We start from the raw sequence: 25,332 nt of genomic DNA on the forward strand, positions 1-25,332 counted from the left end.
TAGTATCAAAACTTTTCCATTACATACTGCCGAAACTCTCAAAATTTTGGAAAATAATAAAGTAAGTCGAATATTATACGACTAACCCAAATTATTCTCGGAAAATATGACTCATCCTTTCCTTGAACGCCTGCGTAGTCCAGATAGCCCAGTCCTCGTATTCGACGGGGCTATGGGAACCAACTTACAAACCCAAAACCTGACTGCTGAAGACTTCGGCGGCCCACAGTATGAAGGTTGTAACGAATACTTAGTCCACACGAAACCCGAAGCTGTCGCTAAGGTTCACCGTGACTTTCTCGCCGCTGGTGCTGATGTCATTGAAACCGATACCTTTGGGAGTACGTCCCTGGTGCTGGCAGAATATGACTTGGCAGACCAAGCTTATTACCTCAGCAAGACAGCCGCAGAATTGGCGAAGCGTGTCGCGGCGGAATTTTCCACGCCAGAAAAACCCCGGTTTGTGGCTGGTTCTATCGGCCCCACAACGAAACTCCCTACCTTGGGACATATTGACTTTGACACCATGAAAGCTACTTTTGCGGAACAAGCAGAAGCGCTGTGGGATGGTGGTGTCGATTTATTTCTGGTGGAGACTTGCCAAGATGTGCTGCAAATTAAAGCGGCGCTGAATGCCATTGAAGAGGTATTTGCCAAAAAAGGCGATCGCAGACCGTTGATGGTGTCTGTGACAATGGAAAGCATGGGCACAATGTTGGTTGGTTCCGAAATCAGCGCTGTGCTGACAATTTTGGCGCCTTATCCAATAGATATTCTCGGTCTAAACTGTGCCACTGGCCCAGACTTGATGAAACCACATATCAAGTATTTGGCAGAACATTCACCTTTCATCGTTTCCTGTATTCCCAATGCGGGTTTACCTGAGAACGTCGGCGGTCAAGCGCACTACCGCCTGACACCGTTGGAATTACGGATGTCATTGATGCATTTTGTTGAAGATTTGGGTGTCCAAGTGATTGGGGGTTGCTGTGGGACGCGTCCAGAACACATTCAACAATTGGCAGAACTTGCTAAAGACCTGAAGCCAAAAGTTAGACACCCAAGTTTAGAACCCGCAGCAGCATCAATTTACACCACTCAGCCCTACGACCAAGATAATTCTTTCTTGATTGTCGGTGAACGTCTCAACGCCAGTGGTTCCAAGAAGTGCCGCGATTTGCTAAATGCCGAAGATTGGGATGGACTCGTTTCAATGGCGAGGGCGCAAGTCAAAGAAGGCGCACACATCCTCGATGTCAACGTCGATTATGTGGGACGTGACGGTGTACGGGATATGCACGAATTAGTTTCGCGCATTGTTAATAATGTCACACTGCCGTTAATGCTTGACTCCACCGAATGGGAAAAAATGGAGGCGGGTTTAAAGGTTGCCGGTGGTAAATGTTTGCTGAATTCCACCAACTACGAAGATGGGGAACCGCGCTTTTTGAAGGTGCTGGAGTTAGCGAAGAAATACGGTGCTGGTGTAGTAATTGGTACTATCGATGAAGATGGGATGGCGCGGACAGCAGATAAAAAGTTTGCGATCGCACAACGCGCATATCGTCAAGCTGTAGAATATGGCATACCACCCACAGAAATATTCTTTGATACCCTAGCGTTACCAATTTCCACCGGGATTGAAGAAGACCGAGAAAATGGTAAAGCCACAATTGAATCTATCCGGCGGATTCGTGAAGGATTACCTGGATGTCATGTGATTTTGGGTGTTTCCAATATTTCCTTTGGTTTGAATCCAGCCTCGCGGATGGTGTTGAACTCAGTGTTTTTGCACGAAGCGACAACAGCGGGAATGGATGCAGCCATTGTCAGCGCTAACAAAATTTTACCGCTCTCGAAGATTGACGCCCGCCATCAAGAAATTTGTCGGCAGTTGATTTATGATGAGCGGAAATTTGAGGGTAACGTCTGCGTTTACGATCCCTTGGGAGAGCTTACCACAGCGTTTGCTGGGGTGACAACTAAGCGCGATCGCTCCTTAGATGAAAGTCTCCCCATCCCCGAACGCCTCACACGCCACATCATCGACGGCGAACGCATTGGCTTAGAAGAACATCTGAAAAAAGCCTTAGAAGAACATCCCCCCTTAGAAATTATCAACACCTTCTTGCTAGATGGCATGAAAGTTGTCGGGGAATTATTCGGTTCTGGACAAATGCAGCTACCTTTCGTCTTGCAATCTGCGGAAACCATGAAAGCTGCGGTAGCGTTTCTAGAACCCTTCATGGAAAAATCAGAATCAGGCAACAATGCCAAGGGAACCTTTATCATTGCCACAGTGAAAGGCGATGTCCACGATATTGGTAAAAACTTGGTGGATATTATCTTGTCCAACAATGGTTACAAGGTGATTAACCTGGGAATTAAGCAGCCAGTAGAAAACATCATCAACGCTTACGAACAGCACAAACCTGATTGTATTGCCATGAGTGGTTTGCTGGTGAAATCCACCGCCTTCATGAAAGAGAACTTGGAGGTATTTAACGAAAAGGGAATTAGTGTCCCTGTAATTTTAGGTGGTGCGGCGCTGACTCCTAAATTTGTCTATGAAGATTGCCAAAATACCTACAAAGGTAAAGTCGTTTATGGCAAAGATGCCTTTTCTGACTTGCACTTCATGGATAAATTAATGCCAGCAAAGGCAACTAATAACTGGGAAGATTTGCAGGGATTTTTGAATGAAGTGGAAACTGCTGAAGTTTCGACGAATGGTAACAAAGAACCAAAAGCTACAACTGCTGAAGAAACATCTGCTGAACCAAAAGAAGTAGATACGAGACGTTCCGAAGCTGTGGCTGTGGATATTGAACGTCCCACACCGCCTTTCTGGGGAACGAAATTATTGCAGCCTAGTGATATTCCCATCGAGGAAATATTCTGGCACTTAGATTTACAAGCTTTGGTTGCTGGACAATGGCAATTCCGCAAACCAAAGGAACAATCTAAGGAAGAATATCAGGCTTTCTTAGCTGAGAAAGTTTACCCTGTGTTAGAAACTTGGAAACAGCGGATTATTGAAGAGAATCTGTTGCATCCCCAAGTGATTTATGGGTATTTCCCTTGTCAATCTGAGGGTAATTCTCTACATATATATGACTCAGAAAGTCAATCACAACAGGTTGCAACTTTCGAGTTTCCCAGACAAAAGTCTTTAAGGCGGCTATGCATAGCAGATTTCTTCGCACCGAAGGAATCGGGAATTATTGATGTCTTCCCAATGCAGGCGGTAACTGTAGGGGAAATTGCCACAGAGTTCGCCCAAAAGCTGTTTGCTGCCAATCAATACACCGATTACCTGTATTTCCACGGTATGGCGGTGCAGGTGGCGGAAGCTGTAGCTGAATGGACACACGCTAGAATACGCCGAGAGTTAGGCTTTACTGCTGAAGAACCCGACAATATTCGGGATATATTAGCACAACGCTATCGTGGCTCACGGTATAGTTTTGGATATCCAGCTTGTCCAAATATTCAGGATCAGTACAAGCAACTGGAGTTATTGCAGACTGACAGGATTAACTTGTATATGGATGAAAGCGAACAACTTTATCCAGAACAGTCTACCACTGCGATTATTACCTATCACCCAGTAGCAAAATACTTTAGCGCGTAGAATCCTACCCATTAATCCAATAAACTTGGGGCTAGTGATATTTTGCCCTTAAAGATCCCCCCAACCCCCATTAAAAAGGGGTTGGGGGGATCTTCACCAATTTAGGAGTATTGGCATAAAGCAAATCTAGATTTTTGGCGGATGGTAAAAAAACTGAGCCAATAAAGTTGCCTAAAAAGCTTTCCCGCTCTTGTGTTGGGCTATTTCGGCAAAAGCTAGGCTACCTCTTTTTTGGTGAAAGTATTACCAGAAGGAATCACACCACATATTATCGGCTCAATGCGATCGCAACTTCCCAGAAAAGCTTTACAATAATGATTATCATTATTATAAAGCTTTACGGAAGTTTGAATTGATTATGACTCAACTAACAGTACCAACTTCAAACCCAACTCTTGAGATTCCTAAAAAAGGAATGCCTGTTACTATCATCACCGGATTTTTAGGTAGTGGTAAAACTACACTGCTAAATCAAATTCTCAAGAATAAACAAGATTTAAAAGTTGCCGTACTCGTGAATGAGTTTGGTGATATTAACATAGACAGCCAATTGCTGATTTCTGTTGACCAAGATATGGTAGAACTAACTAATGGCTGTATTTGTTGTACTATCAATGATAATTTAGTTGATGCAGTTTATCGAGTTTTAGAAAGAGAAGACCGGATTGATTATTTAGTTATTGAAACAACTGGTGTCGCTGACCCACTACCAATTATCTTAACTTTTTTAGGTACAGAATTAAGGGATTTAATAAACCTTGACTCTATTCTCACTGTGGTAGATGCTGAGGCGTTTAATCAAGAACATTTCCATAGTGAAGCTGCTTTAAAACAGATCACATACGGAGATATTATTCTTTTGAATAAAACAGACCTTGTGACTCCAGAAAAACTAAAAGACGTAGAAAATTTTATCCATGATATGAAAAATGGTGCAAAAATCCTGCACACCAAACATGGGGAGGTAGCGTTACCATTAATTTTAGATGTGGGTTTAACTCCAATAAATGAGTATACTGCCAATGATTACCAAGATACTCATGAGCATGAACACCATCATCATCATGGACATCACTCACATCATTTAGAAAATGATGGATTTATTTCGATTTCTTTCCAAACTGATAGACCATTTGATGTCCATAAGTTTGAGAACTTTCTCACCGAAAAGATGCCACAGAATGTATTTCGAGCTAAGGGCATTTTATGGTTTAGTGATAGCGACTTGCGCCATATTTTTCAACTGAGTGGCCTTCGCTATAGCTTACATGCTGATGAATGGCAGACTCCACCTAAAAATCAAGCTGTTTTTATTGGTAGAAAGTTGGATATTAGCGAAATTTACTCACAACTTAATGAATGTTTGGCATAATTAATAAGTGTTAATTAAGCATTACACTTGGTTAGTAGTCGTTAGTGATTATTCTCAAAATTGACTTATGACTCTTGACTATTAACTCAAGGTGTTATGTTGTTATACAGAATCATTAAACCTATCCACCCGCTGCGGGATCTTATGCAGAAGCGTTCTGAATAAGAATTGTTAAGCCCAGCTGCATGTCCTTCACCACACCTCTTATGCCAGATAAATCTGCACCAGAAATTGAACTGATACGCGCGGCTTACGCTGCCTTCAACGCGCGAGATATTGACGCCGCCCTCGCCACAACGACTCCTGATGTGGCTTGGCCGAAAGCGTTTGAAGGCGGTTATGTTCATGGACATCAAGCAGTCCGCGCTTACTGGACGAGGCAATGGTTCGGCATCAATCCGCACGTTGAGCCGATTTCCTTTCACCGGGAGGATTCCGGACGCATTTTAGTTGATGTGCATCAGGTCGTGCGCGACTTAGCTGGAACAGTTCTTTCCGATCAGCACGTTGGTCATCGTTATACCATTGAGCATGGCTTGATTCAAACTATGGAAATCTGTCCACCTCCATTGTCCGGCCACTGAGCCTAACAAAGCGCTGCAACGAACGGCGGGGTAGTATCTGCAAAGAGGTTGCTTTTCCTCCCGCCATCGCTGTTTTTACTGGCAGAATAGACATCTCCAGGTTGTAAACGTTTGGCGGAAATTTTGGAAGATTTATCTCATGGTAGTGTCAATCGTTTCCTTTTAAGGGAAAGGTATGAACCCAAGGATTTATTTAATGAAGTAAAGCCGTACATCAATTTAACAGGCGGTACTTTAAGTGGAGACGATACAGTTATTGACAAGCCTTATAGTGACCCGCATTTAACAGAGTTAATTGGTTATTTTGGGTATGGAAAGCATCATCGTATAGTTAAAGTAATTCAATTAATTACTTTGTATTACACCGACCTGTTAGGTAAATCTGTGCCCATAAATTATCAAATATATAACAAACAAGAAGGGAAAACAAAAAATGATTATTTAAGAGAAATGATTGCTGAAGTTTTGGCTTGGGGATTACAGCCGAAGACGGTGACTACAGATGCTTGGTATTCCAGTCGCGAAAATCTAAGATTTATTAGGGAAAAGGGATTAGGACTTTTCATGGGCATAGCAAATAATCATTCTTCATTAGTTAGGTGCTGTTACTTTCACGATTGTTTTGGGAATCCTGTAGTTGTATACCCACCAAATTTGTTAATCTCTCAGCTTAGGTAGGCTTATTTATGCAACTCATCACCTCGTTAGATATTAGAAATTCAGAATATTTATCAAAAAATCGCCTTATCAGTTACCATCACCAGTTGCGTCTAATTTTTTCGCTGGGTAATCAAGTAAAAAACGTTCTGGAAATTGGGATTTTTAATTCTCTGTTAACAGACATCCTGAAGAATAATGGATACAACGTCTCTACTGCTGATGTTGACCCCAGCCTCAAGCCAGAAATAATTTTGGATTTGACTACAGATTTTTCCTTACCAAAAGATAAATTTGATGCAATTGTCCTGTTTCAAGTGCTGGAACACTTCCCCTACGAACAGTCAGAAGAAGCATTGAGAAAACTTGCTATTGCAACTAAGAAATTTTTGGTGATTTCGATTCCCTATTGCACTCAATACCTCTCGTTTCAGGTGAAAACTTCTTTCTCAGGCAGACCAAGGCATTTACTATTCAATGTGCCAAAATTCTGGAGTACAACACCAGTCTGTGACGAACACTGCTGGGAAATGGGTTTAAAAGGATATCCGAAAACGCGGATTTTAAACTCTGTTGCCAAAGCTGGGTTAACTGTTAAGCAAGAATTTATCGATCCCACTTATCCATACCATTATTTTTTGCTGTTGGAGAAGAATTCTAGTAATACTTAAACAGCAATCTGTGGGGAGTGGGGAGTCGGAAGTAGGGGAATCCGAATCAGAAAATGGCGGCAAACTATGCTCAAGAAACGAGCGATCGCCTAAGCTATGCTTTTAAAATCCTAATTGGTATCATGCCCTTCTGTGTTCTCCGGGTTTATCCTGGAAAACAGATGGCTAGGTTGTATTACCTACTATCATCATTTCAGATACTAACATCGAAAACTACCAATTATGCTAGAACAAGGCACTATCAGTATTCATACTGAGAATATTTTCCCGATCATTAAGAAGTCGCTTTACTCAGACCACCAAATCTTCTTGCGGGAACTGGTATCCAACGCTGTAGACGCCATCCAAAAGCTAAAAATGGTATCCCGCGCCGGCGATTATGCTGGAGATATCGGCGAACCAGAAATTGAAATTGCCATTGACAAAGATAAGAAAACTCTATCCATCTCCGATAACGGTATCGGGATGACCGCAGATGAAGTTAAGAAATATATCAATCAGGTTGCCTTCTCTAGTGCTGAAGAATTTATTCATAAATATGAAGGCAAATCAGATCAACCGATAATCGGCCACTTTGGTCTTGGTTTCTACTCTTCCTTCATGGTGGCGCAAAAGGTAGAAATTGATACCCTCTCTTATCAAGAAGGGGCGCAAGCGGTTCACTGGACTTGTGATGGTTCGCCAGCTTTTACTCTCGAAGAATCTTCCCGGACAACTCGCGGTACTACTATTATTCTCAGTCTGCAAGGGGAAGAAGAGGAATTTCTCGAATCAGCACGAATCAAGAATCTTGTCAAGACATACTGCGACTTCTTGCCAGTCCCAATTAAACTAGACGGCGAAGTAGTAAATAAGCAAAAAGCACCGTGGCGAGAGTCTCCAAGTAATCTGACTCAAGAAGATTATTTAGAGTTTTATCGCTACCTGTATCCTTTTCAAGAAGAACCGCTGTTATGGGTACATTTAAATACAGACTATCCCTTTATCATCAACGGAATTCTGTATTTCCCCAAAATGCGACCGGATGTAGATGTTACCAAAGGGCAGATCAAGCTATTTTGCAATCAAGTTTTCGTTAGCGACAACTGCGAAGAAATTATCCCGCAATTTTTGATGCCGATGCGGGGTGTGATTGATAGCACCGATATTCCCCTAAACGTATCGCGCAGTGCCTTGCAAGGCGATCGCACCGTGAAGCGAATTGGTGATTACATTGCCAAAAAAGTAGGCGATCGCCTCAAAGAACTCTTCCGCGATAACCGCGAACAATACATTAGCGCCTGGAAAGACCTCGGCACCTTTGTAAAATTCGGCGTTCTCAACGACGAGAAATTCAAAAAACAAATCGAAGATATCATCGTCTTCCGCACCACCGCCAAGCTGACAGAAAAAGTTGCTGCTGAAACACCAGTGGTTGAAGTCCAGTCTTCAGACGGCGATGCTTGGCAAGATGTCACTCCTTCACCCAGTTCTGACTCAGCACCCATAGCTCCCTATACTACGCTGAAAGAGTATCTAGAACGCAACAAAGAACGCAACGAAAACCGGGTTTTCTACAGCACTGATGGAGCAACCCAAGCTACATACATAGAACTGCACAAAAATCAAGGCTTGGAAGTCCTGTTTATGGACTCCTTTATTGACACCCACTTTATCAACTTCCTAGAACGGGAATATCAGGATGTCAAGTTTACGCGGGTAGACTCAGACTTAGATAATACCCTGCTGGAACAAGATAAAGATAAGGAAATTGTCGATCCCAAGACGAATAAAACCCGGAGTGAGACAATCAAAGAGTTATTTGAGAAATCTCTCAACAAACCCAAACTCAACATCCGTACCGAAGCCTTGAAATCAGACGATCCTCAAGGAACACCACCTGCGATCGTGCTTTTACCAGAGATTCTCCGTCGTATGCGGGAAATGAGCGCCATGATGCAGCAGCAAACAGCAGAGTTTCCCGAAGACCACATTTTGTTGGTAAATACTGCTCACCCACTGATTCAAAATCTGGCAAATATTAACCAAGGTAGTATCATTCAAGGTGACGGTGAATCGCCTACAAATCAGTTAGTCAACTTGATTTGTCAACACGTTTACGATTTAGCGCTGATGTCTCAGAAAGGATTTGACGCTGAGGGAATGAAATCCTTCGTCGAGCGATCGAATGACGTACTCACCAAGCTGACGGAACAAGCGAGTAAATAGTGCTGAGTGGGGCATTGGACATTGAAAAGAGGCAGAGGGGAAGAACTTAGTGTAAACTTCTCCTCTGCTCCCCTGCTCCCCTGCCTCCCCTGCTCCCCTGCCTCCCCTGCTCCCTCATCTCCCTCATCTCCCCACTTCTGCTGCCTAAGACCTAAAATGGAAAGGCTGTATTAAAATAACAATCTGGAGATAGTAGCTATGTCCCGTCGCTGTGAACTAACTGGTAAGAAGGCAAATAACGCTTTTTCTGTTTCTCACTCCCACCGTCGTACAAAACGCCTTCAACACGCTAATCTGCAAGACAAGCGTGTTTGGTGGGAAGGCGGAAATCGCTGGGTGAGATTAAAGCTGTCTACTAAAGCAATTAAAACCCTACAAACTAATGGGTTAGAAGCAATGGCAAAAGAAGCTGGCATTAACCTAAATCATTACTAAATAATGTGGATTTCATAACCCAAAGCTTTCGTTGGGTGAAATACTAGGTAATTTGTAGGGTAGCACACCTAGCTGTGCTACCCTACTGCTTTGTCTAGCTAATTTTGAGGGATTTTAGTAATTTTCTGTTACCCAATCAATACGATCCTTTCCCCAAAATCTTTCGCCTTCCACTATCCAGGTTGGCACTCTAGGACAAGCAAATTGTTCATGATAGAACTCATATTTGATTTCTGAAAAAACTCAGTACAACTAAAAAGCCTTCTTGACTATTGCCTATTGCCTATTGCCTGCCTACGCAAATTAGTTCAGAAATCAAAGCGGATTCCTATATTCTGCTAAAGCTGCTACTAATTCTAGAATGCGATCGCCATTCAGCCCACCATCATTTGCACTAAATTAACTCGCTATTTTGATTGATATTAAACTTGGCTTTTCACCCATTGGCGAAATTCTTTAACTAATTCCAAATAATCTTTTTCTCCCACCTGCTCTAAGAAATTAGAAATCTCTGTTAGAGGCAGATTAGGAAATACTAAACTCTGTTCAACAGATATATATTTCTGATTTTGTAAAATGTTAATACTAAAATAACTACCATCATATCGCCAGATTTCAGGTACACCCATATCAGCATAGACTTCAAAGCGATTTTTAGAACTGCTAGTAATATCAATTTCCACTACCAAATCTGGTGGCGGATCTTGTTGCAAGTTAATTCTTTTTTTGCCTCTAATTATATTGATATTTTCAATATAAAAGCATTCATCTGGTTCTGCGCCACTAAGCTCTGGACGTTTGAAAGTAGTAGAACCAAGGGGGTCGATTCTAACGTCTAATTCTTCTCCTAGAGTTTCGACAAATCGACCTAATACTTTTTTGTATCGTTCATGTTCAGGTGAAGGAACCATGATTTCTAGAGTCCCTCGATTATAAGTAAGCCGGAGGCGGCGACTAGCACTAAGTTCAGTTAGCAACTTTTCATAAGTTTGCCAACTGATACCCGATAGGTGGACGATTTCTGTGGGTTGAAGCAGTATGTTGCTAGCCATAGCGATATTTGATGTAGGTTCTCGCTGTACAATAGCCATTCTTACCCTCACTGTACTTTAAGCTGAATCTTCTTTAAAGGAAGGTGTCTGGTTGCTACAGTCGCGGTGAAAAATACTAAGCTGGTAAATAGCACGTTAAAACTTTAGCGGAAATTCAGAATCGCATTCATCGGCGGTTTAGAATTCCCCATTGGCGAACTACCTGTAATTACATTATGTTTGATGCATTATCTGACCGTTTAGAATCCGCCTGGAAAAAACTGCGGGGACAGGACAAAATTTCTCAATCCAATATTCAAGATGCATTGCGCGAAGTGCGCCGCGCCTTGTTGGAAGCAGATGTCAATCTCCAGGTAGTCAAAGATTTTATTAGCGAAGTCGAAGCCAAGGCACAGGGAGCCGAGGTGATTACCGGCGTGCGACCTGACCAACAGTTCATCAAAATTGTTCATGATGAATTGGTGCAGGTAATGGGAGAAGAAAATGTTCCCATCGCAGAAGCCCCAGAACAGCCTACTATTGTGTTGATGGCTGGGTTGCAAGGTACTGGTAAAACCACAGCTACCGCTAAGTTAGCTTTACATCTGAGAAAATTAGAGCGTAGCTGTTTGTTGGTGGCGACAGACGTATATCGCCCAGCCGCGATCGATCAGTTGCTAACGTTGGGTAAACAAATTGACGTACCAGTATTTGAACTAGGAAGCGACGCCGATCCCGTAGAAATTGCCCGACAAGGTGTAGAACGCGCTAGGGCAGAAGGCGTAAATACAGTAATTATTGATACTGCTGGTCGTCTGCAAATTGACGAAGACATGATGGCGGAATTAGCCCGCATCAAAGCAACTGTCCAACCCCATGAAACTCTTCTGGTGGTGGACGCGATGACTGGTCAAGAGGCTGCAAATCTTACCCGCACCTTCCATGAGCAGATCGGAATTACTGGGGCGATTCTCACCAAGATGGATGGTGATAGCCGTGGTGGTGCAGCGCTTTCGGTGCGAAAGATTTCGGGAGCGCCAATTAAATTTGTGGGCGTGGGTGAGAAAGTCGAGGCACTGCAACCCTTTTATCCCGATCGCATGGCATCGCGGATTTTGGGAATGGGCGATGTGCTAACTCTGGTAGAAAAAGCCCAAGAAGAGTTTGATTTAGCCGATGCCGAGAAAATGCAGGAGAAAATCCTGTCAGCGAAGTTTGACTTTACTGACTTTCTCAAGCAGTTGCGAATGCTGAAGAACATGGGTTCTCTGGGAGGCTTCATCAAGATGATCCCAGGGATGAACAAGCTTTCAGACGATCAGCTAAAGCAGGGAGAAACCCAACTAAAGCGCTGTGAAGCCATGATTAACTCCATGACTCGCCAAGAACGCCATGACCCCGATTTATTAGCCAGTTCTCCCAGTCGGCGGCGGCGGATTGCTGCTGGCTCCGGCTATAGAGAGTCAGATGTGACAAAACTGGTGGGTGATTTCCAAAAAATGCGATCGCTCATGCAGCAAATGGGTCAAGGTGGCTTCCCTGGAATGCCGGGAATGTTTGGCGGCGGCGGTATGGGCAACGCCTTCGCTGGTGCTGGTAATCGTCCCCCAGCCCCCGGATGGCGTGGCTATGGTGGCGATGCAGGCGCGAAAAAGAAAAAACCCAAAGATAAAAAGAAAAAAGGCTTCGGCAATCTTTAATTATTGGGCATGGGGCATGGGGCATGGAGTATTGGTAATTTACAAATGACTAATGACCAATGACAAATGACTAATGACCAATGACTAATAGCAGCAAATGCTAGGCAGTGCTAAAATTAGCATTTCGACCTCAGAATTTATCAGCAGAGGAAACTAACCCTCAATTTCTCGGCAGCAGCCAGATTTAGGTTACTTCCTCACCAATTAGTTGCTAACTAATATCTAACAACCAACGGGAGAACGATTCTTCAACCATGATCAAACTGCGCTTGAAGCGATTCGGTAAAAAGCGGGAAGCAAGTTACCGCATTGTCGCCATTAACAACCTTGCTCGCCGCGATGGCCGTCCCCTAGAAGAGTTGGGATTCTATAACCCCAGAACTGATGAAGTGCGACTAGACGTTCCCGGTATCGTCAAGCGACTACAACAAGGCGCTCAACCCACTGACACCGTTCGTCGCATTCTAGTAAAAGCTAATGTTTTTGAGCAGGTCAGTGCAACAGCCGCATCATAATTTCGGAACAAAACTCCCAACAGCTAGCCCCAACTATGTTGATCTGGTTCGGTTTTTGGTGCAGCCGTTTCTGGAATCCCCAGAGACATTAAGCGTCGATTGTGAAATTTCTCAGACCCTCAACCGGGTTTGGGTTCGCATCGCTTTTGAAAGCACAGATAAAGGAAAAGTGTTTGGTCGAGGGGGACGCAATATTCAGGCGATTCGTACAGTAATTGCGGCAGCCGCAGCCGCAGCTGGGCAATCAACATACCTGGATATCTACGGCAGCACCACTCCGGGCCGCGAGGGTATGTCTTTTGATGAAGAGACAGAAGAGCGATCGCCACCGCCGACTAGGAGAGAACCGCGTGCAAACGATGGGCCTAAACCCATTGTTAAACCACGCCTCCGCTAGGTTGAAACTAGAGAGCAAATCTGAGCGGTTGTAGTCACTTCCGCTCAGAATTTTTGTAAAGATGAAAAGTCAAAAGGGCGAATAGAATTCGCAGCTACACAAACATAGACGCTTTGCGGCTTCCGCAGGGTAGTCCGCCTCCGCGGACTAAGGATAAATCCAATTCGCAATTCGCAATGGGCTAACGCCCCGCTCTGCTAACGCAATTAAACTCAGACAGGCACTTCAGGATGGGGTTTTTACCTAATCTTGAGATACAAGGATTTTTTCGCCCACTATTCCACTCGCTTTTAACTAATATTCGTCACCCACTCATACAGAATTCATACTGAATACTGAATTCTGAATTCTGAATACTGAATTCTGAATTCTGAATACTGAATTCTTCTTAAAAAAAGCATAATTTCGCCGTTAGCGAGAAAATATTAACCTTTGTCAAACACAGATCCTCACCAATTAAGAAATACTATGGCAGGTGCCTTAACAATTCAGCTGCCGAATGTTCCCAGTGCGATCGCTCTTGCAGGAGATGGAGAAGAAAATCTCAAAATTTTATCTCGGCAAACAGGAGCTACTTTAGTGCTACGCGGACAGGAATTAGTGATTTCTGGTACCGAAGGGCAAATTGATCTGGCTTCTCGATTAGTGCGATCGCTGGAAGGCCTCTGGATTAAAGGCAATAACATCACCAGTGCTGATATTTTAACAGCCCGTCAAGCCATAGATAGCGATCGGCAAGGGGAACTGCAAGACTTACAGCGAGATGTCCTCGCCAAAAGTCGTCGGGGTGAAGAAGTCCGTGCCAAAACCTTCCGCCAGCGTCAATATATCGACGCACTCCGTAGACGTGATCTTACCTTTGGGATTGGCCCTGCTGGTACCGGCAAGACTTATCTCGCTGTTGTTGTCGCCGTCCAAGCACTCCTTGCTAACCAAGTTGAAAAGCTAATTTTAACTCGCCCTGCCGTCGAAGCCGGCGAAAAACTTGGCTTTTTGCCTGGAGACTTACAGCAGAAAGTTAATCCCTATCTTCGCCCACTTTATGATGCTATTTATGAATTCATCGACCCAGAAAAAGTACCCAGTTTAATGGAACGCGGTGTGATTGAAGTCGCACCACTCGCCTATATGCGGGGACGCACTCTCAATAACGCTTTTATAATTGTCGATGAAGCTCAAAATACTACACCCGCTCAGATGAAAATGGTTTTGACTCGTTTGGGTTTCCGTTCGCGGATGGTGATTACAGGCGACATGACACAAACTGATTTACCACTTCATCAACAATCGGGTTTAGGAGTGGCTTTACAAATTTTAAAACACGTTGAAGGCATTGCCTTTTGCGAATTTACTCAAAAAGATGTCGTCCGCCATCCTCTAGTTCAGCGCATTGTTGCGGCTTATGAACAATATGAAAAATAGGGATTGGGAATGGGGCATGGGGCATGGGGCATTGGGCATTGGGTATTAGTTAGGAATCATCGTCTAACCAACGACAAATGACAAATGACAAATGACAAATGACAAATGACAAAGGACAAATGACAAATGACCACAACATTAAAAGAATTTTTAGAAGCTTGCGAGACTCTTGGAACTTTGCGTTTAATTGTTACTAGCAGCGCTGCTGTATTAGAAGCACGAGGCAAAATAGAAAAGTTATTTTATGCAGAATTGCCCAAAGGTAAATATGCAAATATGCATACAGAAGGCTTTGAGTTTCACTTGAATATGGACAAAATTACTCAGGTGAAATTTGAAACTGGTGAAGCGAAAAGGGGTAACTTTACAACCTATGCTATTCGGTTTTTAGATGATAAACAGGAGTCTGCTTTAAGCCTATTTTTACAATGGGGTAAACCAGGAGAATATGAACTAGGACAAGTGGAAGCTTGGCAAACTTTAAAAGAGAAGTATGGGGAAGTTTGGCAACCTTTACCAGCAGAAATTTAATACAGCTAAACTGATAAAGGTGGAGGAAATCGGATATCTGCACTAAACTGCTCGATATTAATGCTGCGATGAATCGGTAAAATATATTCTAAATTTTCGTGGGGACGGGGAATAATGTGATTAGAAATTACCTCGCCACCGTCAACTCGCAGCACTGCCTTTAAGCCGGCTGTCACAGCTACATTCACCTCGCCTATAGCTCCTCGAATTAACACGGTAATTCGTCCTAAATCAGTATTTTCATAACCAACAAGGGTTACACGGGCAGCTTTACACATGGCATCTCCCACTTCCACTGCTGCGGGAACGCCATAAACTTCAATCATGCCTAATGCCAATGTCATGCTATTACTATAAATTCGGGATAGGGCTAATTATCTCACTACAAAGTTTTAATTTATTACAGAAAATTACTTAATTTTTAATCGATAAACAATAACCATTAAATACAAAACTGCTAATGCTTGTAATGAAGGTAATTTGGAGTTTTTGCTTGTTGCTTTTATTCCTTTTGTGGGGTGGTGAAGCTTTTGCAGGAGAGTTGGCTGAACGGTTAGCAAATTTTCCCCAATGGGAAAAACTAACTTCAGTGCAACCCGCTTCGGGAGATTTAGTTTACCCTGAATGGATGGCTGGAACTTGGAAAGTTACAAGTACCTTAGTAGATTTAGCTGCGCCTTTAGCACCAGAGATTGTAACACCAGGATTTGAAGGTAATCGCCAACAATTAAATCAGCCTGTGAGTTTTGTAGTAAGATTTGTGAAGGAGCAACCACATCTTTCTGGGTTAAAAATATTACCTCAGATAGATTACAAATCCCCCGTTGTAGTAGCAGATAGAGCATTTAATAGCTTGAATTTGGCAAGGGCTTATTTAGGGGATGAAGCAGTGTTATTAGTCAAAGTAGATCCAGATTCACCTAATCGGCAGATTACGTTCTTGCGTAGCAGTCGCCAACTAGTTTCTATTGTGACTGCACGGGGCACAGAAATTACCCTTGATGGCAAGTTCATCACCACAGAAGTATTTCAACAACTATTTAAAGGCGGCTCACGTCCCTATTTAAACTCTGTAGAATCTACTACGGCTTATCACAAACTTTCAACATTTAATCCGGCGATTGAAGCAGATCAAGTTACTGCTGTCTATCTTTCACCCCAAGATCCAGATTACTTTAAAGCTGGTTCTCGACCAGTTGCTCTCTATCGCTATCGCCTCGAATTTTCCCCTCAAGAACTAACGACTACTCCCAAAGAGTGATTTGTCATCTAGCTCTTGACTACTTTGTAATACATTTGTAGTATATAAATTCCAAGTTTACGATCGCGCTCTTGGACGGTGTGCATCATGGCCAAATTTCAAGATATTGTCAATTATTTTCGCTCTGATTGGAAGCTGAGTCTCTTTAGTATCACGGCATCCAGCATCTACGAAATTGTTGATTTGGTTGTTCCTTATGCGATCGGGCAGATTTTAAACGTTTTGTCTGATCAGCCTTTGGATAAACCACTTCAAAGTGCGATCGCAACTTTTGCTGACATCACCAATTATCCAGTTACTAAAACTCTATCTTTGAGTTTATTACTGGGTTTAGTTTTTGTTGTCACCGTAGTGAGAGCACCAACACAACCTTGGTTAACCCATTGGTTTCATTGGGATATATCCTTAAGGTTGCGTCGGCAAAAAGCCCAAACAGCCATAGAAAAAATTCTGACTCTCCCACTGGAATTTTATGATGAAAATAACCCTGGACGCATTGCTGGAAGGATAGCTAGAGGTATTTCTAACCACACTTTTACTTACCCCGAAGTTGCCGGACAATTGATTCCTAAACTAGTTCGTTTGCTGGGAATTTTTGTTTTTATCTTGGTGATTGAGTGGCGAATTGCAATTTTGTATCTGATTTCCTTTATAGTCATTCTTAGCTTTAGCTTAAAGGATTTAAAGCAGCTGATTTGGCACGAAACTATTCTGGATAAATATGCAGAAGATACGGAAAGTCGCAATTCTGAACTGATTACCAACATCAAAACGGTGAAAGCCTTTGCTACAGAAGCGAAGGAACTGAAGCGCCAAAAGCAACGTTTGGATCGTGAACTAATGGTGGTTGAGTATCGTGTCCACAAAGGTTATACAAAACTGGCTACTTGGCAAAGGACTGTAATTCAATTCTGCGTATTTACTATCTTGGGTTTGACTCTAGCAGCAACAGCAGACGGTAGAATTTCTCTCGGTCACTTTGTCATGACCTTAACTCTTTCTAGCATGGCATATTCTGAATTAGAACCTATTAGCACTTTGGGAGAAGTTTTTGCCCGTCGTTATTCTTCGATGCTGCGGTTTCATGAATTTCTCCAAGAGCCAACTGCATCTGATTCAGCTAGTCTTTTAGAAGAGAGCAACCAAACAGAATCACCTTATAAATTTACAGGAAAAGTTGAGTTATCGCACGTCAGTTTTGGATATGATGCCAACCGTCCAGTTTTGCAAGATATCAACTTGTTGATTGAGCCATACCAAACAGTGGCATTAGTGGGGCGTTCCGGTTCTGGTAAGTCTACTTTAGTGAAATTGCTGTTACGATATTTTGAACCGAAAGAAGGTCAAATTCTGATTGATGGTCAAGATATTCGCACTTTGAATGTAGGTAAGTATAGACGAAGGCTTGCGATCGTTCACCAAGAAGTAGACATTTTCAACGGTACTATATTGGATAACCTGACTTATGGTAGAAGGAATGCCACTTTGGAGCAGGTTCAGGAAGCCTGTAGGATTGCCAGAGTTGATGAAGTAGTGCAGCACTTACCCCAAGGTTATTACACCGTTGTGGGGGAACGAGGTGTCAGGTTATCTGGAGGACAAAGACAACGTTTGGGAATTGCGAGGGCGTTGTTAGTCGAACCAGACGTGCTGATTTTTGACGAAGCCACGTCTAGTTTAGATTATGAATCTGAGCGTTCAATTCAGCTAGCGATGCGATCGATTCAGGGTACTTGCACCACTATTATTATTGCCCACCGTCTAAGCACAGTGCGGGAAGCCGATAAAATTGTAGTTCTGGAGCAAGGAAAGATTGTAGAAGTGGGTAGCCACAATGAACTCTTGCGTCACGAGGGCATTTATCGCCGCTTACACTCCCTGCAAGAAACAGGAGAACTCCTGAATTAGGTAACATCGATTCTTATTTTAATCAAGTAAAGGGGTAGGGAGCACAACAATGTTCATTGCTGTCAACTTCAGGCGAAAACTAGTTAAAGGAGTTAACTGGGGACAAGGTAAATCGTAGGATTTTTAAACGCAGAGGGAGGCAGAGCTTTTCCAAAGAGAATTTGCTACGAATTAATGAAATGCTCTACTAAGATTTACTCTTATCGGCTTCTTTCTGCGCTGCCTCACTATATTTCTTATATAGCTGAGTACGAATCTTAGCTTCCTGATAACGGCTGTGGTTTTGTGGTACAGTGCCCATTAAATCTGAAGCTCGTTGCCACTTAGCAGCTATCTCTAACCACTGAGTTGAGGTTGTGGCTGTTTTACCAGATGCAGAAGCTTGGTTGGCAATTCGTACAGATATTGGAAATGGATCGTCAGATTGCTCAGAAAGGCTATTATTAGGAGCAGGAGATAGTGTTTGGGCTTTCTTCTCGTTAGTATCTTCTGTTGTTAAAGATTTGGAAGTTTCTAGTTGCATTAAGTTTTTCAGCTTATCACCTAACTGAGCATAAACAATCCAACTAAGCAACAACAGTGAGCATAAACCAGCCGCTACTAATAGCTTTGTTTGAGGTTTATTTTTGTATTTTTCTTTGTTAATGAGTACTAAAGGACGAGAGATTGGAGTTTTCGGAAAATTTGGTTTTCCTAGTTCAGCTTGAGCTTCTGTGAAATCTTTAATTAGTTGCTTTACAATATTGGGCTGAATTAATGTAATTTCCTGCGACCAAAGCAATTGGTTTTCGCGATCGCTATCTATTTCCTTTAACCACAGTAATTGTTGTTCCCGAACAATTCGGCTGTTGATATTGACTCGGCGAATGTGACGCGGGGCGATGGACTCAAGAATTTGCTGGATTTGTTCTACGAGGGGAGATTGCTCAAGTTGCTCTACCCTAGCCGCCTCGCACAGAAGTTGTAAGACACCATCAGAAAACATGGCTCTAGTTCTGACACCAGACTTGGCTAGCTTTTCGTTCAATAGCTGAATAATCGCTGCAACGCTCCCTTGGTGGGCTTGCCAAGCGATATCGTTTATCCGGTCTACCACCTGAAATTTTGTGATAGTTCTTCCACCCTGACTGATTAACGTACTCATTAATTTAGGGACTCTTTTCTACTGACCTTGATCTTGTCTTCGATTTTACGAGTAAAAAGATGAGTTGCCAAATAATATCATAAATATAGAGCAATATAGAATTTTACTTCTCAATTCGGCAAAGATGCTCGATCGCGCTCAGTTAATTGGACAATCTCACGTCTTGAAAGCGTGGGATTTTTGGGCTGAAACTACGTTTTCAGGGTAATGCCGATGTTGGCAGACGGGTTACTTGTTTGACATAGTACATTCGGATATTCGGGATTCAGACCACGACCCAAATTTTGTTGCAAGAGCGTTCGCACGAGAAGAAAACTCTTTCCGAGTCCCCAGTCCCCAATCCCCAATCCCCAATTTATTGTTCACATACCAAACAAAATAGCTATATCAGGATACTTTTGTGAGGAATTCTCGCTTTTTTTACATTTTTGTCAGAATGGCAATACTAAATAGCACTGCGATCGCTACATTAGTAGATATATAAATAAAAATCATTGTTGATTTTTATTCGTTCGCAGTTCACACAAAATCATGAGTGCAAGTACCATTATTTCCGAAAATCCCTTACTCCAAGGCACTGGTTTACCTCCCTTTGCAGAGATTAAACCAGAACGAGTAGTACCAGCCTTCAATCAGTTGCTAGCAGAACTTGACCAGCAGCTTGCCACCTTAGAGACTAATATACAGCCTACTTGGAGTGGTTTAGTAGAACCCTTAGAAAAGCTGACAGAACGGCTTACCTGGAGTTGGGGGGCGGTAAATCATTTAATGGGTGTTAAAAATAGCCCGGAACTGCGCGAAGCTCATGAAATCGTACAGCCACTAGTAGTACAATTTATCAACAAGCTCGGTCAAAGCCAACCCATCTACAATGCTTTTAAAGCACTCCGTAGCAGTGATGGTTGGGCAACTTTAGAATTAGCCCAACAGCGTATTGTAGAAGCCGCCATTCGAGATGCAGAACTTTCTGGTGTTGGCTTAAAAGGAGAAGCAAGAGAGCGTTTCAACGCCATTCAGATGGAGTTAGCAGAACTTTCGACCAAATTCTCTAACCATGTACTTGATGCCACGAAAGCCTTCAGCTTAACCCTGACAACACAAGCAGAAATTGACGGGTTACCACCAAGTTTGGTGAGTTTAGCTGCCCAAGCGGCTCGTGCGGCAGGAGAAGAGAACGCCACACCAGAAAATGGCCCCTGGCGGATTACTTTAGACTACCCCAGCTACGGCCCTTTCATGCAGCACAGCACCCGTGGAGATTTGCGTGAAAAGCTCTACAAAGCTCATATCACTCGCGCTTCTAGTGGCGATTTAGATAACAACCCATTAATTGTGCGTATTTTGGAGTTACGGCAAGAACTCGCAGATTTACTGGGCTTTAAGAGTTATGCCGAGTTGAGTCTTGCAAGTAAAATGGCTCCTAATGTTGAGGCAGTAGAAGCACTATTAGAAGAACTACGTCAGGCGAGTTATGATGCTGCTGTCAAAGACTTAAAAGAACTCCAGGCTTTCGCCGCATCATACGGAGCAGAATATCAGGATTTAAAACATTGGGATATCAGCTTTTGGGCAGAACGCCAACGAGAAGCAAAATTTGCTTTTACCGCTGAAGAATTACGTCCCTACTTTCCCCTTCCCCAAGTGTTAGATGGCTTATTTGGACTTGTGAAGCGGCTGTTCGGTGTCACCGTAACCCCTGCCGATGGTCAAGCCCCAGTCTGGCATGAAGATGTCCGTTATTTCCAAATCGCTGATGAAACAGGTTCTCCCATCGCCTATTTCTACTTAGATCCCTATAGTCGTCCAGCAGAAAAACGCGGTGGTGCTTGGATGGATGTGTGTATCAATCGGGCCAAAATCACTGAGAATGGTGAAACTGGCATCCGCTTACCTGTGACTTATTTGATATGTAATCAAACTCCGCCAGTAGATGGCAAGCCAAGTTTGATGACTTTCTATGAAGTAGAAACTTTGTTCCACGAGTTTGGTCATGGATTGCACCACATGCTCACCAAGGTTGACTATGCCGGAGCCGCAGGCATCAATAATGTGGAGTGGGATGCAGTAGAATTACCCAGTCAGTTTATGGAAAACTGGTGCTATGAGCGACCCACTTTGTTTGGTATGGCTAAACATTACGAAACTGGGGAAGCTTTACCGGAACATTATTATCAAAAGCTGCTAGCGGCGCGTAATTATATGAGTGGTACTGCCATGTTGCGGCAGATTCACTTTAGCTGTGTTGATTTAGAACTACACTACCGCTATCGTTCCGGTAGCAATGAAACTCCAGCAGATGTGCGTCATCGCATAGCCAAGACTACTATTGTTTTACCACCACTTCCAGAAGATTCAATGCTATGCGCTTTTGGACATATTTTTGAGGGTGGCTATGCAGCAGGTTACTACAGTTACAAGTGGGCTGAGGTATTGAGCGCTGACGCTTTTGCCGCTTTTGAAGAAGCTGGGCTAGAAGATGAAGAAGCGATAAAAGCTACAGGTGGGCGTTATCGGGATACGGTGCTGGCACTCGGTGGTGGCAAACATCCAATGGAGGTGTTTAAAACTTTCCGGGGTCGTGAACCGAGTACGATCGCATTGCTCAAGCACAATGGTTTAGTGAGTGCTGCTGTAAACTAAACCAAACTTCTGTAGAGAGGTTGCAATGCAATGTCTCTACAAAAAAATTTTTGCAAATAATCTTTAACTGGTCGCCGCGTTCCTCCCTCACCAACTTTTATGTATGGTGGGGGAGGAACGCCGCTCCGGTACTGAGTACCAGGAATTGTTTTTGACAATTTGGTGGTGAGTAATGAGCAAACACCATATTTTTTCGATTTTATACCCAGTCCCCAATCCCTAATCCCCAGTCCCTTTTACTATTTTGTTCAGTCTAAGGTGTTTCCGGGAAAATGGTTTCTCCTGCAACATCATCTAAGCGGATGCTGCCTAGCAAATTCCGCCACTGTGCTTGCAGTGCCGCATCTTGAGGATTGTTTTGACGTAGTTCCTCTAGTGTCGTCAGTGCCTCGTACCATATCCCCTTTTGGGCATAGACAGCATAGCGCTTTAGAGGTTCTGTGGTTTGTAGCTCTTGAACTATGGCTGGATTCAGTTCAATTCGTTGGATTACTCCTTCAACAAAAGTTGGCGGCGAATTCTTTTCTTTGTCACAGCTAATAGTAAAAAACCAGCGGTATTGTTTGTTTACTGCTAAAGCAGGAGCAGTGGTAGGTAGAGAAACGCGGATGACTCCTGCTTTATCCGGTAGAGCGATCGCCTTTTGGTAAATCTCGTTAGAGTCCTGATCTTGCAGCACAAATTCAGCTGTATATAGCGAATCTTTGGTATATGGCACATAGAAAAACCAACTTGGGCGTTCTACCGTTGTCTGTGCCCAGACATTAATCACTGAGTTAGCTTCCTCAGTAAAGGGAGTTAAAGCAGTCAGGTCAGGTTTAGTAACTGGACATGCAGCCACTTCCCCGCGCTTCGCTCCACCACGAACGCGACCTCCAGGAGGAGGGCCAGGTGGAATTGGAGGTTGATTATAGGTTGTGGCTTGAGCAATGGTTGTTTTAGCATCAGAGCGATTAGGGGTTGGTTTCCCCTGTACTGGAGTCAAGTTAACTAGTAAGCTTGTACAGCTAAAAGCGACTAATAAAAAGAGTTTTATAAGTTGTGAATTTGAATTCATAAAAACCTGACCTCATACGATTTTAGATTTTAGATTTTAGATTTTAGATTTTAAATTGGGCATTTAGTTATTCTCCCCCCATTCCCCATTCCCCATTCCCCATTCCCTATTCCCCACTCCCCACCGGCACTTCTGTTTTTGAATGATAAATTGACATCAAGCTCACCATCGTGACCAGTGATAAAGCTGACGGTACAAACGGTACCCAAGCACCCGCAATTAACAGACCAAAGCAAACTACATACAAAACGCTAGAGGTAACACCGACTGCCAAGACCAACCAGGGTAACGAAAGCTTGTGCCAAGCCAGGACTCCCCCCACCACAGACCAGCCCAAAATCCAGACTATCTCAATCCACAGTGACCAAGCCCGCAGCAACGGCCGCCCATCCTGGACTGCACTGAGAATCTGACTGATCATGTGAGCCTGTACCAACACTCCTGGCATTTGATCATCTAAGGGAGCGCCATAGGGTGTGGGCCAGGTGTCTGGAGAATCCCCCTTTGCCACGACACCAATTAGAACAATCCGGTCTTTGATCGCGCTGGCGTTAACCGAATTAGATAAAAATTGCGTTAGCTTCACCTGTTGGGCTATCTGTTTTGGAGAACGGTAGTTGAGTAAGATTTGACCGCCATTAGCATCTATATTTTGATAGCCACCAGTTCGAGACTTTAGATTCGGAAAAATAGTTTTACCCAACTGCAAATTCCCTTTAGGGGTGAACTTTGGTTGAATTCCGTCAGGGCGCAGATAGAGGGATGCTAGTTGTAAACTGAAGGAATAGGGAGCAGAACACAACGATGTCGCTTCCTGATTCATGAACAGCAGATGCCGACGGATCACTCCATCGCGATCGTGAATAAAGTCACTGAATCCCAAGTTTCCTGGAGGGATTTCTGGTGGCGGCTTAATACCTTTAATATTTCCTGTGCTATCACTCCCCTTACATACGCCAACCAAGTTCGGAGTTTTTTGGAGACGAGTAATTAAATCTGGGTCTTTCGCCTTAAAATCACGGTAGATATCCAAGCCGATCGCACGGGGTTGGTATTGATTCAGTTTTGCTAAAAGTTTATTGAGAGATTTTTCGGAAATGGAAGCTCCGATCAAATACTCGCCATTTTGTCTTTGAGTCGCCAAATCATCATCGTCAATTGTGATTATTAGCAGTCGCGGATCAAGTCCTTCCGCAGGGCGCGATCGCATCATCAGGTCAAAGGCTTGAATCTCTTGATTTTCCAGCAATCCCAGCAATCTCACCCCACAAACCAAGGCTGTAATCGCCAAGCTAGATAACAAACTTGTCTGAAATCTGCGTCTGCTAGACAAAGCTAAATTTGGTATATCTTCAGTTTTGGTAGACCTTAATTCATCCCAAGTGGGTGGTATCTGCGCTGGATTTTGGCAAATCACTGGTAGCCAAGTTGCACAGGGAAATCGATCCTCAAGTCCTTGCAAACGTTCCCGCGCTTGGCGTACCGCTTGATATAAAGACTCTCCACCAGAAAAGCCTTCGAGAAAATACTTTAAAAACTCCTTAGCAACTTGGTCTGGGACGGGTTCGCGCATGACGATTATCTGAGGAATTTGCAAATCAGCCAATTCTCGCGCCAATCCCAATCCATCACAGGAGTTAAATATAGCTAATTGCAAGCCGTTTTCAATAGCTTTTTTGAGAGCGTACTTTAACTCGCCAATGGTAAGACTATCAGTTTTATTCAGGTAAATTCGTCCGCTTTCTCCATTCCTGTGACTAGAACTGTGCCCAGCAAAAAAAAGAATATCCCAGTTTTTTCCCCAGAGATGGTCAGTCAATTCTTTACGCTGTGGTTCTACCAGAAAGGTAACCTCTGCGTTAGGACATTGTTGCAGTAAAGCTTGATCGGCTTGGGTGTCAATCCCCTGACTATTGCCCACAATTGCCAAAATGTTGACTAATTGGTTTAAAGTGCGTGGCTTGTGAATGCGATCGTAGGATGGTGAAGAAAGGGCAATTTCAGCCTTGGGATAGCGTTCTAACAAGTCCCACAGATGCCAGGGTAATAGCTGCAATTGGCTATTTTCTGTTTGCAAAATCACCCGCACTTCATCCGTGGACGACAATCTTTCTAACCACTTTTCCCTTAAAGGGCGAAACTCTTCTGCTCGCAGCCAGATATTA

19 protein-coding genes and 1 pseudogene are annotated in these 25,332 nt (G+C 43.4%); 15 read left to right on the forward strand and 5 right to left on the reverse strand.

The window, feature by feature from the left end; all coding sequences use genetic code 11:
• The first annotated feature begins 106 nt into the window (after window positions 1–106).
• From metH to rpmB, 7 genes and pseudogenes are all read left to right on the forward strand, one after another.
• Entirely contained in the window at window positions 107–3,634 is a 3,528-nt protein-coding gene (gene metH, locus A4S05_RS03680) for a methionine synthase (RefSeq protein ID WP_069068465.1), read from the forward strand.
• A gap of 358 nt (window positions 3,635–3,992) precedes the next feature.
• Window positions 3,993–5,006 carry a CobW family GTP-binding protein gene (locus A4S05_RS03685; RefSeq protein ID WP_069068466.1) on the forward strand — a complete coding sequence of 338 codons (1,014 nt, stop codon included), beginning with the start codon at window positions 3,993–3,995 and terminating at the stop codon, window positions 5,004–5,006.
• Window positions 5,007–5,212: 206 nt separating this feature from the next.
• Window positions 5,213–5,590, forward strand: coding sequence for a nuclear transport factor 2 family protein (locus A4S05_RS03690; protein ID WP_069068489.1), 378 nt, complete (start codon window positions 5,213–5,215; stop codon window positions 5,588–5,590).
• 111 nt (window positions 5,591–5,701) lie between these two features.
• Window positions 5,702–6,178, forward strand: a pseudogene (locus tag A4S05_RS03695) (IS701 family transposase); the annotation flags it as partial.
• Window positions 6,179–6,276: 98 nt separating this feature from the next.
• Complete coding sequence (locus tag A4S05_RS03700) at window positions 6,277–6,918, forward strand: class I SAM-dependent methyltransferase (RefSeq protein ID WP_069068468.1); 642 nt, start codon at window positions 6,277–6,279, stop codon at window positions 6,916–6,918.
• 222 nt (window positions 6,919–7,140) lie between these two features.
• Entirely contained in the window at window positions 7,141–9,126 is a 1,986-nt protein-coding gene (htpG, locus tag A4S05_RS03705) for a molecular chaperone HtpG (protein WP_069068469.1), read from the forward strand.
• A 198-nt stretch (window positions 9,127–9,324) separates the two neighbouring features.
• Window positions 9,325–9,561, forward strand: coding sequence for a 50S ribosomal protein L28 (gene rpmB, locus A4S05_RS03710; RefSeq protein ID WP_069068470.1), 237 nt, complete (start codon window positions 9,325–9,327; stop codon window positions 9,559–9,561).
• 422 nt (window positions 9,562–9,983) lie between these two features.
• On the opposite strand, the gene A4S05_RS03715 is transcribed toward rpmB, so the two are convergent.
• On the reverse strand, window positions 9,984–10,652 hold the full coding sequence (locus tag A4S05_RS03715; protein ID WP_256090811.1) for a Uma2 family endonuclease: 669 nt from the start codon (window positions 10,650–10,652) through the stop codon (window positions 9,984–9,986).
• A 176-nt stretch (window positions 10,653–10,828) separates the two neighbouring features.
• Between A4S05_RS03715 and ffh the strand changes: the two genes are divergently transcribed.
• The 5 genes from ffh (at window position 10,829) to A4S05_RS03740 (ending at window position 15,157) form a co-directional block, all read left to right on the forward strand.
• A complete protein-coding gene (gene ffh, locus A4S05_RS03720) occupies window positions 10,829–12,292 on the forward strand; it encodes a signal recognition particle protein (protein WP_069068471.1) in 1,464 nt (487 codons plus the stop codon).
• A 254-nt stretch (window positions 12,293–12,546) separates the two neighbouring features.
• Window positions 12,547–12,807 (forward strand): 30S ribosomal protein S16, encoded by a 261-nt coding sequence (rpsP, locus tag A4S05_RS03725; protein ID WP_012409382.1) that lies wholly within the window; start codon window positions 12,547–12,549, stop codon window positions 12,805–12,807.
• A complete protein-coding gene (locus tag A4S05_RS03730; RefSeq protein ID WP_069068472.1) occupies window positions 12,770–13,204 on the forward strand; it encodes a KH domain-containing protein in 435 nt (144 codons plus the stop codon). Before rpsP ends, A4S05_RS03730 begins: the two co-directional genes overlap by 38 nt.
• A gap of 468 nt (window positions 13,205–13,672) precedes the next feature.
• Window positions 13,673–14,626, forward strand: coding sequence for a PhoH family protein (locus A4S05_RS03735; RefSeq protein WP_069068473.1), 954 nt, complete (start codon window positions 13,673–13,675; stop codon window positions 14,624–14,626).
• Between the two features lie 126 nt (window positions 14,627–14,752).
• Window positions 14,753–15,157: a ChuX/HutX family heme-like substrate-binding protein gene (locus A4S05_RS03740; protein WP_069068474.1), complete on the forward strand. Its 405-nt coding sequence runs from the start codon at window positions 14,753–14,755 to the stop codon at window positions 15,155–15,157.
• Between the two features lie 5 nt (window positions 15,158–15,162).
• Here the strand turns inward: A4S05_RS03740 and A4S05_RS03745 are convergent, their stop codons facing one another.
• Entirely contained in the window at window positions 15,163–15,501 is a 339-nt protein-coding gene (locus A4S05_RS03745) for a carbon dioxide-concentrating mechanism protein CcmK (RefSeq protein ID WP_069068475.1), read from the reverse strand.
• 116 nt (window positions 15,502–15,617) lie between these two features.
• Between A4S05_RS03745 and A4S05_RS03750 the strand changes: the two genes are divergently transcribed.
• On the forward strand, window positions 15,618–16,418 hold the full coding sequence (locus A4S05_RS03750) for a DUF6816 family protein (protein WP_069068476.1): 801 nt from the start codon (window positions 15,618–15,620) through the stop codon (window positions 16,416–16,418).
• 87 nt (window positions 16,419–16,505) lie between these two features.
• Entirely contained in the window at window positions 16,506–18,326 is a 1,821-nt protein-coding gene (locus A4S05_RS03755) for an ABC transporter ATP-binding protein (RefSeq protein ID WP_069068477.1), read from the forward strand.
• 187 nt (window positions 18,327–18,513) lie between these two features.
• On the opposite strand, the gene A4S05_RS03760 is transcribed toward A4S05_RS03755, so the two are convergent.
• Window positions 18,514–19,470, reverse strand: a complete 957-nt coding sequence (locus A4S05_RS03760) for a hypothetical protein (RefSeq protein ID WP_069068478.1) — start codon at window positions 19,468–19,470, stop codon at window positions 18,514–18,516.
• A 531-nt stretch (window positions 19,471–20,001) separates the two neighbouring features.
• On the opposite strand from A4S05_RS03760, the gene A4S05_RS03765 reads away from it, so the two are divergent.
• On the forward strand, window positions 20,002–22,110 hold the full coding sequence (locus tag A4S05_RS03765) for a M3 family metallopeptidase (protein ID WP_069068479.1): 2,109 nt from the start codon (window positions 20,002–20,004) through the stop codon (window positions 22,108–22,110).
• A gap of 253 nt (window positions 22,111–22,363) precedes the next feature.
• On the opposite strand, the gene A4S05_RS03770 is transcribed toward A4S05_RS03765, so the two are convergent.
• The gene (locus A4S05_RS03770) at window positions 22,364–23,167 is read right to left on the reverse strand and encodes a DUF928 domain-containing protein (protein ID WP_069068480.1); all 804 of its coding nucleotides are present in this window, start codon (window positions 23,165–23,167) and stop codon (window positions 22,364–22,366) included.
• A 106-nt stretch (window positions 23,168–23,273) separates the two neighbouring features.
• Window positions 23,274–25,332 (reverse strand): CHASE2 domain-containing protein (locus tag A4S05_RS03775; protein WP_069068481.1); only part of this gene is annotated, 2,059 nt, incomplete at its 5' end.

The organism is Nostoc sp. KVJ20, from assembly GCF_001712795.1.
GTDB lineage: Bacteria > Cyanobacteriota > Cyanobacteriia > Cyanobacteriales > Nostocaceae > Nostoc.